This window comes from Streptomyces gottesmaniae (assembly GCF_031845845.1).
In the GTDB taxonomy this organism is placed as follows: domain Bacteria; phylum Actinomycetota; class Actinomycetes; order Streptomycetales; family Streptomycetaceae; genus Streptomyces; species Streptomyces akebiae.
The window spans coordinates 21,247-37,812 of record NZ_JAVRFJ010000058.1 but is presented as its reverse complement, the minus strand read 5'-3'; the positions used below and the strand labels follow the sequence as shown (position 1 = coordinate 37,812).

The 16,566-nt window shown below is 72.2% G+C and carries 13 protein-coding genes and 1 riboswitch; of the genes, 6 read left to right on the top strand and 7 right to left on the bottom strand.

Annotated features, from left to right (window positions below; translation table 11 throughout):
- Positions 1–41: 41 nt before the first annotated feature.
- The 3 genes from RM704_RS41450 to RM704_RS41440 all read right to left on the bottom strand — a co-directional run bounded on the left by RM704_RS41450 (position 42) and on the right by RM704_RS41440 (position 3,703).
- Positions 42–2,096 (bottom strand): ATP-binding protein, encoded by a 2,055-nt coding sequence (locus RM704_RS41450; RefSeq protein WP_033526826.1) that lies wholly within the window; start codon positions 2,094–2,096, stop codon positions 42–44.
- Positions 2,093–2,749, bottom strand: coding sequence for a Pvc16 family protein (locus tag RM704_RS41445; protein ID WP_033526827.1), 657 nt, complete (start codon positions 2,747–2,749; stop codon positions 2,093–2,095). Before RM704_RS41445 ends, RM704_RS41450 begins: the two co-directional genes overlap by 4 nt.
- A gap of 240 nt (positions 2,750–2,989) precedes the next feature.
- Positions 2,990–3,703, bottom strand: a complete 714-nt coding sequence (locus tag RM704_RS41440) for a helix-turn-helix transcriptional regulator (RefSeq protein WP_033526828.1) — start codon at positions 3,701–3,703, stop codon at positions 2,990–2,992.
- A 271-nt stretch (positions 3,704–3,974) separates the two neighbouring features.
- Between RM704_RS41440 and RM704_RS41435 the strand changes: the two genes are divergently transcribed.
- Positions 3,975–7,232, top strand: a complete 3,258-nt coding sequence (locus RM704_RS41435; protein WP_033526829.1) for a LuxR family transcriptional regulator — start codon at positions 3,975–3,977, stop codon at positions 7,230–7,232.
- 161 nt (positions 7,233–7,393) lie between these two features.
- Positions 7,394–7,831, top strand: a complete 438-nt coding sequence (locus tag RM704_RS41430; protein ID WP_078937075.1) for a DoxX family protein — start codon at positions 7,394–7,396, stop codon at positions 7,829–7,831.
- A 64-nt stretch (positions 7,832–7,895) separates the two neighbouring features.
- On the opposite strand, the gene RM704_RS41425 is transcribed toward RM704_RS41430, so the two are convergent.
- The 4 genes from RM704_RS41425 to gcvT form a co-directional block, all read right to left on the bottom strand.
- Entirely contained in the window at positions 7,896–9,263 is a 1,368-nt protein-coding gene (locus tag RM704_RS41425; RefSeq protein WP_033526830.1) for an L-serine ammonia-lyase, read from the bottom strand.
- Between the two features lie 109 nt (positions 9,264–9,372).
- Positions 9,373–10,638, bottom strand: coding sequence for a serine hydroxymethyltransferase (glyA, locus tag RM704_RS41420; RefSeq protein WP_033526831.1), 1,266 nt, complete (start codon positions 10,636–10,638; stop codon positions 9,373–9,375).
- 18 nt (positions 10,639–10,656) lie between these two features.
- Positions 10,657–11,034: a glycine cleavage system protein GcvH gene (gene gcvH / locus RM704_RS41415; RefSeq protein ID WP_033526832.1), complete on the bottom strand. Its 378-nt coding sequence runs from the start codon at positions 11,032–11,034 to the stop codon at positions 10,657–10,659.
- 118 nt (positions 11,035–11,152) lie between these two features.
- The gene (gcvT, locus tag RM704_RS41410) at positions 11,153–12,280 is read right to left on the bottom strand and encodes a glycine cleavage system aminomethyltransferase GcvT (protein ID WP_033527011.1); all 1,128 of its coding nucleotides are present in this window, start codon (positions 12,278–12,280) and stop codon (positions 11,153–11,155) included.
- A 167-nt stretch (positions 12,281–12,447) separates the two neighbouring features.
- Positions 12,448–12,546, bottom strand: a riboswitch (glycine riboswitch).
- Positions 12,547–12,764: 218 nt separating this feature from the next.
- Here gcvT and RM704_RS41405 point away from each other — a divergent pair.
- The 4 genes from RM704_RS41405 to RM704_RS41390 all read left to right on the top strand — a co-directional run bounded on the left by RM704_RS41405 (position 12,765) and on the right by RM704_RS41390 (position 16,538).
- The gene (locus RM704_RS41405; RefSeq protein WP_107072272.1) at positions 12,765–13,436 is read left to right on the top strand and encodes an AAA family ATPase; all 672 of its coding nucleotides are present in this window, start codon (positions 12,765–12,767) and stop codon (positions 13,434–13,436) included.
- A 72-nt stretch (positions 13,437–13,508) separates the two neighbouring features.
- Positions 13,509–14,285 (top strand): enhanced serine sensitivity protein SseB, encoded by a 777-nt coding sequence (locus tag RM704_RS41400; protein WP_033526833.1) that lies wholly within the window; start codon positions 13,509–13,511, stop codon positions 14,283–14,285.
- Positions 14,286–14,472: 187 nt separating this feature from the next.
- A complete protein-coding gene (locus RM704_RS41395) occupies positions 14,473–15,222 on the top strand; it encodes an enhanced serine sensitivity protein SseB C-terminal domain-containing protein (RefSeq protein WP_052145987.1) in 750 nt (249 codons plus the stop codon).
- Between the two features lie 317 nt (positions 15,223–15,539).
- The gene (locus tag RM704_RS41390) at positions 15,540–16,538 is read left to right on the top strand and encodes an ABC transporter permease (RefSeq protein WP_033526835.1); all 999 of its coding nucleotides are present in this window, start codon (positions 15,540–15,542) and stop codon (positions 16,536–16,538) included.
- Positions 16,539–16,566: the final 28 nt, after the last annotated feature.

Here is a 16,566-nt window from a genome sequence, read left to right as displayed (position 1 = left end):
ACCGGACGGTCCGCGCCCACCGGTCTCCGCCGGGCCGCCCGCTACCAGTTGCCCTCGCCCGGCACCAGCCGTCCGGCCTTGCGGTACTCGCGTTCCGCGCCTTCCCGCAGGTCGGCGGTGGTGACGAGCCCGTCGCGTCCGGCGGCGGCGTAGGCGGCGGTGACGACCGCGCTGCGGATGGAACCGCCGGCCAGCTCGAAGTCGCGGGCGACCGCCGCCGGGTCCGTGTCGTCGGCGCGGGGCACGGCGGCCAGGCTGTGCCGCCACAGGGCCAGCCGCTGGGCGGTGTCCGGGAACGGGAAGTCGACCACCAGATCCAGCCGCCGGGTGAACGCCTCGTCGATGTTGGCCCGCAGATTCGTGGTCAGCAGGGCGATCCCGTCGAAGGACTCCAGTCGCTGGAGCAGATAGGCGCTCTCCATGTTGGCGTACTTGTCGTGCGAGTCCTTGACCTCCGAGCGCTTGCCGAACACGGCGTCGGCCTCGTCGAAGAGCAGCACGGCGTCGGTGCGGTCGGCCTCGGTGAAGATCCGTTCCAGGTTCTTCTCGGTCTCGCCGACGTACTTGTCGACCACCGAGGAGAGCTGCACGACATAGAGGTCCAGGCCGAGTTCCGCCGCCACGACCTCCGCCGACAGCGTCTTGCCGGTGCCCGACTCGCCCGCGAAGAGCCCGAGCACCCCACGGCCCCGGCCGCCCCCGGCACTCAGCCGCCAGTCGCCGAGCACCCGGTCGCGATGCCGGGCGCGCAGGGCGAGCTCCCGCAGCTGGGCGAGGGGCTTGTCGGGCAGCACGAGGTCGCCCCAGCCGACGTCGGGACGGATCCGGCGGGCGTGCCGCTCCAGACCGGAGGCGGACTGCAGGCGCGCCGCGAGCCGCAGATGGGCCGCGGTCACCTCGGTGCCGTCGAACGCCGCGAGGTCCACGGCCGCACGGGCCGCCCGCTCGATCCGGTCACCGCCGAGCCGGTACGGGGCGACCGTGGCCGCCAGGTCGAACCCCGGCCCGTCCACCCCGGCGTCGAGCGCCGCCGACCAGGCCTCCACCGCGCCCGCGGGCGGCCGGGGCACGTCGAGGACCAGCGGATCCCGGTCACACCACTGCGGGTCGTACGGTTGCGGCCCCGCGAACAGCACGGACACGTCGGCCGCCGTCAACGCCCGGAACAGCGGCCCCGGCTTCTCCGGCAACGGCGACACCACGACCGCGCACCCGCGCAGCCGGGCCTCGCGCAGCAGGCGGGGCAGGAGCGCGGAGAGCTCGTCCTCGGCCGCCGGGGGTGTGAAGTGCAGCGCCCGCGTCCCGGCGGCGCGCAGGGCGGCACCCGCGCGCAGCAGGCCGTCGCCCTCGCGGTGCTCCCGCAGATGCACGGTGACCGGAGCGGCGGCGAGCCGGGCGGCCAGCCGGGCCGTGAACCCGCCATCCTCCACGGACGAGGGCGCGGCCGGAGCCACCGCCGACGGCGACGCGAGCGGACGGACATGTCCGACGAGCGCCGCGTCCATCGTGTCGTCGCCGAGCAGATGCGCGACCAGCCGGTCCGGCACCCGCAAACCCCGCCCGAGGAACGGGCGTTCGGGGTCCTCGACGGTCAGCAGTCCGAGCGCGCTCAGCGGTGCCGAGGGCGTGAACCGGGCCCGCGCCCGCGACAGATGCACGGGCAGCCCGCACAGATCGAGCGCGAGCCCGACCGTGGCCCGACGCCTGCTCACGTCGTCGTTCAGATACCCGTACAACTGCTCGTAGGAGCGGTCGAGCTCGGGGGCCAGGGCGATGAGCAGGATCCGTGTGTCCAGTTCGGTCAGCCCCAGCCGCCCCGCGAGCCGCTCCAACGGACCGTCCACGGCGGTCTCCCGGTCCGGTTCCGGTTCCGGTTCCGGAGCCGGTTCCAGGTCGGGGAAGACGGACGGGTACGGCTCCGCCGACGGCTCCAGCAGACGCCGTACGCCCTCCTCGGACAGGTACAGCCCCCGCAGCGGATCACTCGCCGTCGGATCCCCGGCACCGCGCTCGGCCACCAACTCGGCCACGCGCTCGCGCAGCCGGGCGAGCCGGAGCAGGAGCGCATCGGTGTCCCCGGTGACGTGCACGGTCACCGCTGCCGCTCCCCGGTGATCGGCCCGGACGCCAACTGCCCCGGCCGGTGGGCGCGTTCCTCCGAGCCTTCCAGGGAGCCGTCGATGCCGCGCACCCGGATGGCGGCACCCTCGGTGACCGGGGGACCGGCGTCGTACTCGGGGTAGGCCGGGAAGGGCGCGGTGACCACGAGGTCGAGGGACGGCTTCAGTTCGCCGCCCAGCGCGGACCAGATCTCGGCGAGGGACCGCGACTCGGTGTGCAGCCCCGCGACGGAGACCGGCACGGAAAGACCCAGTGCGCCGAGCGCCCCCGGGAGTTCGCTCGGGGGCAGCAGTTCGCGCGGCAGCAGATTGGCCAGCACCGCGGAGAGCAGCCGGTGTTCGTCCTGGGGCTGCTTGGTCCAGGCGGTCACCAGGTACGACAGCCGGAACCAGCGGGGCGGCTGCCGGCGGCGCACGACGATGTCGCGCTCGTCGCGGACCGGCATGTGGCCGCGCTGGCGGCGCGAGACGTCCTCACGGATGTCGTACAGGTAGGTGTTGACGGCGGGCGCGTTGCGCCGGGCCGCCCAGTCGCGGGTCGGGGCCTCGAAGGAGACGTCGATGCCGGAGCCGGCCAGGGCACCACCGCCGATCAGTCCCTTGAGGACCTCGTCCACCTCGTGGATCACGGTCGTGCTCCTGCTGTGATGCGGTCGGATGTCTGTCCGCTGCCGTGGCGGATGTCTGTCGGCTGTCTGTCGGCTGCCGTGGCGGATGTCTGTCGGCGCAGTGTCGGACGCCGGTCCGCCGTCGTGTCGGACGTCTGTCCGTCGATCCTGCCCGGCGCGGACGCCGCACCCGTAGACGCGTCGGGGACGACCCCCGGGCAGAGTGGGTGCCCAAGTAGCCGGATGCGACTGCCCGTTCGATCAGATGTAGCCTTCACGGAGGGCATAGGCCACCGCGTGTGCCCGGTTGCGGAGATGCAGCCGGGTGGTGAGCCCGTGCATCACGTTCTTGACGGTGCGTTCGGAGTAGGAGAGCTTGCTCGCGATCTCACCGGTGTCCATCCCCTCGGCCACCAGCCGGAGGACGTCGATCTCCCTCGGCACCAGGCCGGACAGTGGCGCCCCGGTGCGCCCGGCCACCGAACGCTGCAACGTCCCCACCTGGTTGATCAGCCGGCCGAGCAGATCGGCGGGCAGGTCGCCGTCCCCGCGCGAGGCCGCGAGCACCGCCTGCGCCAGCCGGTGCGCGGTCGCCTCGTGGCGCCACACGATGGCCCCGACCCCGCATTCGATGACATCGAGCAGCTCAGTCTCGCGGATCATGCTCACCACCAGCACGGCCCGCGCCCCCTCGCTGCGCACCAGACGGCGCAGCGCGGAGAGCAGCGGCTCGTCCGGGGAGTCACCGACGAGCACGGCCACGGTGCCCGTCCGTACCTCGGTGTCGTCCACGAGGTCGATCACCGGGTGCCCCCGCAGCTGGCTGAGCACGCCGGCGCGGGAGAGCGGGTCGAGGGTGTGGACCAGGACCGGGATGCGACGCCGGGTCTCCTGGGGCTCGGACGCGACGGTGGCCGCGACCGGGGCGGTGGCCGTGGCCGTCACCGTGTCCGTGGTCCGGAATGTGCTGCGCAACCGTTTCTCCCGTATGCACGAAATCGCCGCTCCCGTGAGGGGAGTGGCCGATGGGCTCGATTCACACTTCTGTGTGTCGTGTGCGCTGCGCAATCGTGGAGGACCACGAGATACACCACGAGATCACCGCGGGACCGACCACGGGACCGACCGCGGTACCACCGAGGATCGGCCACGGCGTTTTCACGCCGACCGTCCGCGAACGGTGCACCCCGGCGGGCCCTGCCCCGTCTACGGAAGCGGAAAACCACCTTCCACGAAGGAGACAGCGATGTGCCCGCCGGAACCGCTTCTCGAACGCCGTGAGGCCCTGGAGCTGCTGACCGCGGAGGCAGCTCGCGCCCGGTCCGGCTCGGGCCGCCTGGTGCTGCTCCGGGGCGCCACCGGCACCGGCCGCACCGCACTCCTGGAGTCCGCGGCCGACCACGCGGCGGCGAGCGGCATGCGGGTCCTGCGGGCCCGCTGCTCGCCCGAGCACACCTCCGTACCGTTCGACACGGTCTTCCAACTCCTGGCCAACGGACCGGAGTTCGACCTGGTCGCAGGCGAGGCGCCGGACCCGCCGGGCACTCCGCCGCACCGGGGCAGGCCCGCCCGGCTGTGGCGCCTGCTGCGTTCCTACGCGGCCGAGTCCCCCCTCCTCGTCGCCGTGGACGACGCGCACTTCGCCGACCCCGCGTCCCGCCGCTGGCTCGTCGAGGCCGTCCGCCGCATCGACCGTCTGCCGGTCCTCCTGGTGGTCACCGAGCGCGCCCAGTACGACATAGAGCCCCCGGCGGACGGTCTCGCGCACGCCCTCTCGCCTGCCCTCGTGCACACCCGCACCCTTGCCCCACTGAGCCCGGACGCCGCCGCACGCCTGGTCCGTTCCGTCCACGCCGATGCCCCGCCGGAATGGGTCGACGCCTGCTTACGCGCGGGCGCGGGCAACCCGCTGTTGCTGCGCGCCCTGCTGTCCGACCTCCGCAACACCCACCCCGGGGCCTTCCCGGCTGCCCTTCCGGACACCTGCGCGGCGCTCTATCCGGGCAACTACGCCGCCGCGGTGTCCTGGTGGCTGGACAGCGCCGGGCCCGCGACCGTCGCGGTCACCCGCGCACTCGCCGCGCTCGACGACGAGCACGCACCCGTACCGGTCGACGCCGACCTGCTCGCCCGCACGGCCGACGTCGACCCCGCCCGCGTCCCCGGCTGGCTCACCGCGATGACCGGACTCGGCCTGCTGCGCCCCGACGCCGAGGGCCGGCCGCGCTACGCCCACCCGCTGCTGCGGGACGCCGTGCTCGGCGGCTGGGCCGGCGCCGACCGGCAGACCGCCCACCGCCGGGCCGCCGAGGCGATGCTGCACCGCGGTGACAGCGCGGCGGCCGTGGCCGGACAACTGCTGCGCTGCGGCCCCGTGGGCGAGGCCTGGGCGACCGGTGCCCTGCTCGACGCCGCCGACCTCGCCGTCCGCGACGACCGCAGCGACGACGCGCTCGCCCTGCTGCGCCGCGCCCTCGACGAACCGATGCCGGCCGCCCGCCGCACGGTGGTCCTCACCGAACTGGGCTCCCTGGAGTACGCCACCGTGCGGTCCGGCGCGGGCATCCCCCGGCTCGTCGAGGCGATGCGCCGGCCGGGCCCACCGCGCGAGCGCGTCCAGGCGGCGGTCGCCCTCGGCACCGCCCTGGCGCGGCGCGGCGAGGCCCGCGCCGCCGTCGACGTGCTGCGCGGGCTGCGCGACGAGCACCTGACGGGCCATCCGGACCTGATCCGCACGGTGCAGACGGCCTCGGCGCTGCTCTCCGACCACGACCAGGGCGTACGGCAGGAGGTCTACCGCTGGCTGCGGGAGACCGCCGAGGAGACCCCCCACCTGGTCGGCTCGGCGGGACAGGCCCTGCTGGTGCGCCACGAGGCAACCGCCGGTCTGACCTCGGCGGCCACCGCGATGGACCGCGTCCGGGCCCTGCTCTCCCAGCCGGCCGACCCGACGGACGAGGTCTTCCTGCTGGGCACGGCGGCCGCGGTCGCCCAGTGGGCCGACCAGCTCGACGAGGCCGAACGGCTGGTCCACCGCGGCCTCAGCGGCCGGCGGACCTCCCTGCTGCACCCCATGTATCTGGCCCTCCGTAACGTCCGCGTCGACATCATCGCCGCGCGCGGCGCGCACGAGGACGTCCTCGCCGACCCCGAGGTCACGCGCGCGGTCGCCGGCCGTCCCGAGTCCGCCAACGCGCTGGCCCACGCGGTCATCGCCCTCGTGGAGACCGACCGCGCGGACGAGGCGGAGCGCCTGGCCGACGCCTTCGACCTCCAGAACGCCCATGACTCCTGGGAGTTGAACCGCTTCCTCTACGCCCGTGGCCTCCTCCGTGCCGCCACCGGCGACCCGGCGGCCGCCCTCGACGACTTCCTGGAATGCGGCCGACGCCAGTCGGCACGGGACGTGACGAGCCCCGTCGTCACCCCCTGGCGCACCGCCGCCGCGGAGTGCCACCTCGCCCTCGGCCGCCCTCACGAGGCCCTCGCCCTGGCCGAACAGGAACTCGCGCTGGCCACCGTCTGGAACACCCCCCGAGTCGTCGGCCGCGCCCTCACCACCCTGGCCACGGCCACCCGCGGCCGCCGCGGCCTGCACCTGGCCGACCGGGCGGTACACCTCCTGCGCCGGGGCATCGACGACGACACACGTGAGGTGTCCGAAACCCCGGAGGAGGCCGGGGCCGTGGTCGCGGCCGCCGGGCGAGCCGCCTCGAACGCGTGGCCGACGGTCTGGGGTGCCGAGTCGGCGGGCGGCGGTTCGACGATGTGGGCTGCCGGAGCCGTGAGCGGAGGAGCGTGGCTCTGGGGTGCCACGGCGTCGGGAGGCGCGCCCGCGAGGGTGACGGCGATGCGGGGCTGGGCGCTGGGCGGGGGCCCCGGGCGAGCGGTGAGCTCCTGGACGGCGGAGGGAGCGTCCACGGCCTCGTCGATCGGTGGCCGGGCCGCGTCGTCGGCCGGAGACGGGTCCGCACTGCCGGACGGTGGCCGGACCGGGGCGCCGGGCGGAGGCAGGACCGTATGGCCGGTCGGCGACCGGAAGGCGCAGGGCGGTGGCGGGCCGGCGTCCGTCGGGCGGCGCGGCACGGAGTCGGGCGGTGGTGCGCCGGTCGAGGCGGAGTTGATACCGGCGCTCCTGGCACAGGGGCGGGGGCTCGCCGCCGCCGGGGAGCGGGCGCGGGCCCGGGAAGCCTTCCGGGAGGCGGCCGAACGCGCCGAACGCCTGGGCGCGCACCGCCTGCGCGCGATCGCGGAGTCGGCGCTGCGCGAGGGCGGTGCCCGCCGCACGGCGACCGCCCTCACCGGCCCCGCCGCCCTGACCGCAGGAGAGCGCCGCATCGCCGAACTCGCCGCCCAGAACCGCACGAACGCCGAGATAGGAGAACTCCTCCACCTGGCCCGCCGCACCGTCGAGACCCATCTCACCAGCACCTACCGCAAGCTCGGCATCCGCCGCAGGTCGGAGCTGGGCGCGGCCCTCGCGAACACCGGCGAGACCCCCTGACCCACCTCGAACGGACGCCCCGTCACGGCCGCCGAAGCCTGTGTCGGAGTCCGTGTCGGAGTCTGTGCCGGATTCCGCACCGGATTCCGTGAACCGGAGGCCGGGCGGACGCGTACGAAACGGGAGCACCCACACGTAGCCGACACACCCGAGGAGTACCCGTGAGCAGCCCTTCGCGCCTGGACGACTGGCTGACGACCCGCCGGCCCCTCGTCCTGGGCCTGTTCCGCATCGTCCTGGGCCTGCTGTTCACCAGCGAGGGCGCGGCCACGGTCTTCGGCATCCTGGACCGCAAGGCGAGCCCGGTCGGCGACTGGCCCTTCTGGTACGCCGGAGTCATCGAACTGACCTGCGGCGTCCTCGTCCTCCTCGGCGCGGCGACGCGCGGTGCCGCGTTCCTCAGCTCGGGCATCATGGCCTTCGCGTACTTCACGGAACACCAGAAGGACGGCCTGTTCCCCCTCCAGAACGGCGGCCTCGCCCCCGTCCTCTTCTGCTGGGGCTTCCTCCTCCTGGTCTTCACCGGCCCGGGCGCCCTGGCCCTGTCGGGCCTCACCGGCCGCGAGGCCGGCACCCGCCCTCTGCGTGAGACCGCGTAACCGGCCACGGAGCCTCACCGAGCGATGACCCGCCGAGGCACCGGTCAGGCCGGGAACGTCCGGTTCAGCACTCGATGATGTTGACCGCCAGCCCGCCCCGGGCCGTCTCCTTGTACTTGACGCTCATGTCCGCGCCGGTCTCCTTCATCGTCTTGATCACCTTGTCGAGGGACACCTTGTGGGTGCCGTCGCCGCGCATCGCCATACGGGCCGCGGTGACGGCCTTCACCGCGGCCATGCCGTTGCGTTCGATGCAGGGGATCTGGACGAGGCCGCCCACGGGGTCGCAGGTGAGGCCGAGGTTGTGTTCCATACCGATCTCGGCCGCGTTCTCGACCTGTTCGGGGGAGCCGCCCAACACCTCCGCGAGCGCGCCCGCCGCCATGGAGCAGGCCGAGCCGACCTCGCCCTGGCAGCCGACCTCGGCGCCGGAGATGGAGGCGTTCTCCTTGAAGAGCATGCCGATGGCGCCGGCCGCGAGCAGGAACCGCACGACACCGTCCTCGTCCGCGCCCGGCACGAAGTTGATGTAGTAGTGCAGGACGGCGGGGATGATGCCGGCCGCGCCGTTCGTCGGGGCCGTGACGACCCGGCCCCCGGCGGCGTTCTCCTCGTTCACGGCCATCGCGTAGAGCGTGATCCACTCCATGGCATGGGCCAACGGGTCGCCCTCGGCACGCAGTTGACGTGCGGAGACGGCCGCCCGGCGACGGACCTTCAGACCGCCGGGGAGGATGCCCTCACGGGTCATGCCCCGGGAGACGCAGGCCTGCATCACCCCCCAGATGTCCAGGAGTCCGGAGCGGATCTCCTCCTCCGTGCGCCAGGCCCGTTCGTTCTCCAGCATCAGCGCGGAGATGGACAGGCCGGTCTCCCTGGTCAGGCGCAGCAGCTCGTCGCCCGTGCGGAAGGGGTACTTCAGGACCGTGTCGTCGAGTTTGATGCGGTCCGCCCCCACCGCCTCCTCGTCGACGACGAAGCCGCCGCCGACCGAGTAGTACGTCTTCGACAACAGCTCGGCGCCGTCGGCGTCGTGGGCCCAGATCGTCATGCCGTTGGCGTGGTAGGGCAACGTCTTGCGGCGGTGGAGGACCAGGTTCTTGTCGAAGTCGAAGGGGATCTCGTGGTCACCGAGGAGACGGATTCGGCCCGACTCCTTGATCGACTCCACCCGGTCGTCGGCCGACTCGACGTCCACCGTGCGCGGTGAGGCGCCCTCCAGACCCAGGAGCACCGCCTTGGGGGTGCCGTGGCCGTGGCCGGTCGCGCCCAGTGAGCCGTACAGCTCGACTCGTACCGACGCGACGCCCGCGAGCAGTTCCTCGTTGCGCAGCCGGCGGGCGAACATCCGGGCGGCCCGCATCGGGCCGACCGTGTGGGAGCTGGACGGGCCGATGCCGATCGAGAACAGGTCGAAGACCGAGATGGCCACGGTGACTCCTCAGAACGGGGGAGGTTGTGCAGGGGGTGGGGCACCGCGCTCACTGCCCAGTGTGCGCGGTACCCCGGACAAGCGGGACTACGGACCGGTGAACCCCGGGTTACTTCCCCAGCCCCGGGTAGAGCGGGTGCTTGTCGGCGAGTGCCTTGACGCGGGTCTTCAGCGCCTCCGCGTCGTAGGCGGGCTTCAGTGCCTCGGCGATGACGTCCGCGACCTCGGTGAAGTCCTCGGCGGTGAAACCGCGCGTGGCCAGGGCGGGCGTGCCGATGCGCAGGCCGGAGGTGACCATCGGCGGGCGCGGGTCGTTGGGGACGGCGTTGCGGTTGACCGTGATGCCGACCTCGTGGAGGCGGTCCTCGGCCTGCTGCCCGTCCAGTTCGGAGTTGCGCAGGTCGACGAGGATGAGGTGCACGTCGGTGCCGCCGGACAGGACGTCGACGCCGGCCGCGCGGGCGTCCGGTGCGGTCAGCCGCTCGGCGAGGATCCGCGCGCCCTCGACGGTGCGCCGCTGGCGCTCCTTGAACTCCTCGCTCGCCGCGACCTTGAAGGACACCGCCTTGGCCGCGATGACGTGCTCCAGCGGACCGCCCTGGAAGCCCGGGAAGACGGACGAGTTCAGCTTCTTCGCGAACTCCTTCTTCGCCAGGATGATGCCGCCGCGCGGCCCGCCGAGCGTCTTGTGGGTGGTGGAGGTGACGACGTCGGCGTACGGCACCGGGTTGGGGTGCAGCCCGGCCGCGACCAGACCCGCGAAGTGCGCCATGTCCACCCACAGGCGGGCGCCGACCTCGTCGGCGATCCGGCGGAACTCCGCGAAGTCCAGCTGACGCGGGTACGCCGACCAGCCCGCGATGATCACCTTGGGCCGGTGCTCCTTGGCGAGGCTCTCCAGCTCCGCCATGTCGACCAGACCGGTCGCGGTGTCCACGTGGTAGGCGACGACCTCGAACTGCTTGCCGGAGAAGTTCAGCCGCATCCCGTGGGTGAGGTGGCCGCCGTGCGCCAGGTCCAGGCCGAGGATGGTGTCGCCGGGCTGGGCCAGGGCGAACAGGGCCGCCTGGTTGGCGGAGGCGCCGGAGTGCGGCTGGACGTTGGCGTACTCGGCGCCGAACAGGTCCTTGACCCGGTCGATGGCGATCTGCTCGGCGACGTCGACGTGCTCACAGCCGCCGTAGTAGCGGCGGCCCGGGTAGCCCTCGGCGTACTTGTTGGTCAGCACCGAGCCCTGGGCCTCCATGACCGCCACCGGAGCGAAGTTCTCCGAGGCGATCATCTCCAGGGTGGACTGCTGACGGTGCAGCTCGGCGTCGACGGCGGCGGCGACGTCCGGGTCCAGCTCGTGCAGGGGCGTGTTCAGAAGCGACATGCGTACGACCTCGTCTTCTCAGCCGGCGGTGTGGGCGACGTACTCGTCGGCGGAGAGCAGGTCGTCCGGCTCCTCCGCGACGCGTACCTTGAACAGCCACCCGCCCTCGAACGGGGCGGTGTTCACCAGCGACGGGTCGTTGACGACGTCCTCGTTGATCTCGGTGATCTCACCGGAGACCGGCGAGTACAGGTCGCTGACCGACTTCGTGGACTCCAGTTCGCCACAGGTCTCGCCCGCGGTCACGGTGGAGCCCACCTCGGGGAGCTGGGCGTAGACGACATCGCCGAGCGCGTTCGCCGCGAACTCCGTGATGCCGACCGTCGAGACGCCGTCCTCGGCGACCGACAGCCACTCGTGCTCCTTGCTGTAGCGCAGCTGCTGGGGGTTGCTCATGGCCTGAATTCTCCTGTACGCGAGGGAGTGGTGATGAATGGGGGACTGCTGAAACCGCTGTTGAGCAGCGCGGATGTGCCCAGTGTCACGTCGGGGCGGGCGACCTCGCGCCCAGTGTCTACTTCTGCCGCTTGTAGAACGGCAGCGCCACGACCTCGTACGGCTCGTGACTGCCCCGGATGTCCACGCCCACACCGGCGGTGCCCGGCGCCGAGTGCTCGGCGTCGACGTACGCCATCGCGAGGGGCTTCCCGAGGGTGGGGGAGGGGGCGCCCGAGGTGACCTCGCCGATCACCTTGCCGTCGGCGACCACCGGGTACCCGGCGCGCGGGACCCGGCGGCCCTCGGCGATCAGGCCGACGAGGACGCGCGGCGGGGCGGAGGCAGCGCGCTCGGCGGCCTCGGCGAGCGCCGCACGCCCGACGAAGTCGCCCTCCTTCTCGAACTTCACGACCCGGCCGAGGCCGGCGTCGAAGGGCGTCAGCGCGGTCGACAGCTCGTGCCCGTACAGCGGCATGCCCGCCTCCAGGCGCAGCGTGTCCCGGCAGGACAGCCCGCAGGGCACCAGCCCGGCGCCCTCGCCCGCCTTGGTCAGCGCCTGCCACAGCTCGACGGCGTGCTCCGGCTTCACGAACAGCTCGAAGCCGTCCTCACCGGTGTACCCGGTGCGCGCGATCAGCGCGGGAACCCCGGCGACCGTGCCCGGCAGCCCCGCGTAGTACTTCAGACCGTCGAGATCGGCGTCGGTGAGCGAGGCCAGGATCCCGGGCGACTGCGGGCCCTGCACGGCCAGCAGCGCGTAGGCGTCCCGGTCGTCCCGCACCTCGGCGTCGAACCCGGCGGAACGCTCCACGAGCGCGTCCAGCACCACCTGGGCGTTGGAGGCGTTCGCGACGACCAGGTACTCCGTGTCCGCCAGCCGGTAGACGATCAGGTCGTCGAGAATGCCGCCGTCCTCGCGGCAGATCATGGTGTAGCGGGCGCGGGCGGTCTTCACGCCGCCGATGTTGCCGACGAGCGCGTGGTCCAGCAGCGCGGCGGCCTGCGGGCCGGTGACGGTGATCTCACCCATGTGGGACAGGTCGAAGAGGCCGGCCCTGGTGCGGACGGCGAGGTGCTCGTCCCGCTCGGAGCCGTAGCGCAGGGGCATGTCCCAGCCCGCGAAGTCGGTCATCGTCGCACCGAGCGAGCGGTGCAGGGCATCGAGCGCGGTCCGGCGCGGTCCGGTGGTGGGGCTGCTGCTCATCGGATTCTGCTCCCAGGGCATGACAGGCGACAGGCGAGGTAAGTCCTCCCCATCTGTCATCGGAACCTGAGAGGTTCACCACGACCGTACGTACCGGTGGTCGTGACTTGCACCGTGGGTGGAGCCGCCCCCGCGGAAGGGGGGTACGGCCCGCTTTTCAGATGTGCCTCGCCCACGCGGTATCTGGGCCTGAGAGATTCAAGGGAGGGACTTGCTCCTTCGGCGCCCCAGCGATCGACTGCTGGGAGCTCTCCCGCGCGGATTCAAGCGGCCGGTATGCAGTTGGCGGGCTCATCATTGCACGCATCGACGCGGGGCGGCAGGGGGACCTTTCAGAGGTGGGGAACGACGGAGCACAGGCAGACACAGCGGTCCGTAGCACTCTTGTGGCAGTACGAGGACTGAATCAGGAGGGATCGGGCATTACCTTTTCTTTACGGTCTGTGGGGATGGGACCTCCATGCCCCTGGGGAGGACGATCACGGTGAACAGGACCACGGCGTACGCGACGACCTCGGGCATCGCGATGCCCAAGCAGCCCGTCGCACCGGCCGGTGCGACGTGCGGCCCGTTCCCGAGGGCGGTCGTCCGCGACCTCCGGGCGCGTTCCGGGCGCAGTCCCCACGAGCTGTCCTTCGGGCCGGACGACTTGGTGGTCGTCACCGGGCTGCCGGGCAGCGGCAAGTCGACACTGATGCGGCGGGCCGTGCCCGGCGTCCGCATCGACTCCCAGGACACGCGCGACCGCTTCGACGCCCGCTTCGCCCGTCATCTGCCGTACGCGATGTACCGCCCCTTCGTGCGCCTCGCGCACTACGCGGGGCTGCGACGCGCCCTCCGCTCGGGGGAGGGTGTCGTCGTGCACGACTGCGGGACGCAGGCGTGGGTACGAAGTTGGCTCGCCCGCGAAGCCCGCCGCCGGGGCGGCACCCTTCACCTGCTGTTGCTCGACGTCACTCCCGGTGAGGCCCGCGACGGGCAGCGGGAGCGCGGCCGGGGCGTCTCCCGCTACGCGTTCGCGCGGCACCGGGGGGCCATGACCCGGTTGCTGAGTGCGGTGGAGAAGGGGAGGCTGCCGCAGGGGTGCGGGGCGGCCGTGCTCATCGACCGGTCCGCCGCCGACGTCCTGAAGCGGATCGACTTCCCGCGCTCCTGAAGGGCGCGCCCGCCCCGGGAGCAATTAAGGTGCAGGGACAACAGCATCACGGAGCAAAGCGGTAGGCAGCAGATGGACTTCCCGGCGGACTTCCCGGCACAGGCGTATCCCCATGGGCACGGCGGATGGCCCGGCAACGAGCTGGAGGAGGTGCTGTCCGCCTCGCTCGGGGTGCCCCAGGCCGGGGCGCGGATCGTGGAGGTGCTGGCCCGCAGCTTCGTCTGGGTGCCGCTGCCGGAGGGCGGCAGCCCGCAGAGCGGTCAGCTCGACCTGCCGACGATGGAGTTCGACGGGCAGGCGTACGTGCCGGTCTTCAGCTCCGAGGAGCAGTTCCGTCAGGTCGTCGGCAACCACATGTCGTACACGATCGCCCCCGCCGTCGAGTTCGCGCGGGGCCTGCCCCCGCAGATCGGGCTCGCCCTGAACCCCGACGGCGTCGTGGGCATCCCGCTGCCGCCGCCCGCGGTGGCCGAGCTGTGCCGGGCCGGCCGGACCCCGCTGGACGGATCGGCGAGCGGTGCCCGCGTGCGCCTCTTCGAACCGGACTGGCAGGACGACCCGGTGGACTTCCTGGCCGCGGCCTCCGCCGAGTTCGCCGGAACCGGAGTCGTCCTCTCGGCCCGTCGTTGCCTCGCCATCATCGAGACCGCCGACCCCGTCATGTTCATCGGCGTCGAACTGGCCTCCTGGGAGGCCGACCGCGCCCTCCCCCTCGCCGCCCTCGGCCGGGCCCTCGCCAAGGCCCCCGTCCCCTGGCCGGTCAACATGGTCTTCCTGGACGTGGCCCAGGACCCGGTCGGCGACTGGCTCCGCGAAAAGGTCCGGCCCTTCTACCAACAGGGCTACTGACCGGCCCCGACAGGGGCGCGGGGAGCTGCGCGACCAACCACACACGACCCGTAGTCCGCAGATCACCGCACCCCCGAGCCCTGACCGGCTCGACCGGCACACCACCTAAGCTGTCTCCTATAACCAGGGTCCAACACGAAGGACGGCCAACGTGAGCGGCAGCATCGCCACCGGGCAGGTCGAGCACATGCTGCGCCAGGTGACGCCCGGGCGTTACGACGCCTACGAGGCGCTGCTGCGTGCCCTGGCCACCCCGTCCTCCGGCCAGATCTGGATGCTGCTCTGGCACGGCCAGGCAGGCTCCCCGGACGCCCAGTACGGGAACATGGAGGTCGACGGGTTCAACTACGCCCCGTGCGTGACCTCGGCCCAGGAGCTCTCCGCCAGTGGCTGGAACCGCAGTTACGAGGTGGTCGACGGCCTCGACGTGGCCCGCACCCTCTACCCCGACCACTACGGCCTCTGGCTCAACCCGCACGCGCCGGGCGGCGGCGTCGGCATCCCCTGGCTCGACCTGCGCCGTATCGCCACCGGCCTGGAACGACAGCCCGCGGGGCCGCTCAGGCTGTCCGAGCCGGCCATCGAGATCCCGCAGTTCTACGCCCTGCTGACGCAGAACGCCCACCGGACGCCCGCCGTGCGCTCACTGCGCCGCGCCTGGGTGCAGCCCGCGCTCGGCGCACCGTACCTGGCCATCGGCCTCGACGTGTACGACACCTCGCCGCCGGCGGTCGACTCGGTGCGGGCGATGATGCAGCAGTCCATCGGCGCGGTCCCGGACGGTCTGCCCGTCTCCACCGTCGCCATGTCCGACGAGTACGACCCGGTCGCCATGTGGCTGCGCGCGGGCGCCCGCCCCTTCTACGACCGCGAGGCCCACGCGGCGCCCGCCCAGGCGCCGGCGGCGGGCGGATACGGCTACCCGGGCGGCTACTGAGCCGGGTGAGCGTGGTTTCCACCGCTCAACAGAGCGTCACGTCCGCATAGCGGAACCCTGCTGGCCACATCACGGTTGCGCATACATTCGCCGCCAAGTCTGGTGCCTGATCGCGCGACCGTTGAAGACTCCCCCAGAGCAGTGGGGGGATCCGGCGAACACGCTGTTCATGCGGTGAAGTTCGGTGCCGTACCTCCCTCTCGTACCCAGCAGTAGTCACAGAGCAAGAGAGCAGCAGTGGTGACGGACCGCACCGCAGACCCGGGCGGCCGCCAGGCACAGTCGGCAACCACCGGCACGGGCAAGCACGAGGGACGATGACCGCACCCATTGAGACGACCGGATCGCAGGCAGAGGCACAGCCCGAGGCCGTGCTGAAAGGTGTCGAGGCCAAGAAGATCGAGGGCCGTTCGCTCGGCCAGATCGCCTGGACCCGCTTCAAGCGCGACAAGGTGGCGGTCGCCGGCGGCATCATCGTCGTCCTGCTGATCCTGATCGCGGCCCTCTCCCGGCCGCTGCAGTCGATGCTGGGGCTCGACCCCAACACCTTCAACCAGGATCTGATCGACGCCAACACCTCCCTGCCCAAAGGCGACTTCGGCGGGATGAGCTGGGACCACCCGCTCGGGGTCGACCCCAAGTTCGGCCGCGACATCCTCGCCCGCATTCTCGAGGGCTCCTGGGTCTCCCTGGTCGTGGCCTTCGGCGCGACGATCCTGTCCAACGCCATCGGCGTGGTGCTCGGGCTGGTCGCCGGTTACTACGGCGGCCGAGTGGACACGATCGTGAGCCGGCTGATGGACACCTTCCTGGCGTTCCCGCTGCTGCTCTTCGCCATCGCCATCTCCGCGACGCTCCAGGGCGGCGCCTTCGGTCTCAAAGGGCTGCCGCTGCACATCACGGTGCTCATCTTCGTCATCGGTTTCTTCAACTGGCCGTACATGGGACGCATCGTGCGCGGTCAGACCCTGGCGCTGCGCGAGCGGGAGTTCATCGACGCCTCGCGCGGGATGGGGGCGGGCGGCCCGTACGTCCTGTTCAAGGAACTGCTGCCCAACCTCGTCGCGCCGATCATCGTCTACTCGACCCTGCTCATCCCGACCAACATCATCTTCGAGGCGTCGCTCAGCTTCCTCGGGGTCGGGATCCAGCCGCCGCAGGCCTCCTGGGGCGGAATGCTCAACGACGCGGTCGACTTCTTCCAGGTCGACCCGCAGTACATGATCGTTCCCGGCCTCGCGATCTTCATCACGGTGCTGGCCTTCAACCTCCTCGGTGACGGCCTCCGGGACGCCCTCGACCCCCGCAGCCGCTGACGTCTGCGGCCGTCGTCCCACACAACTG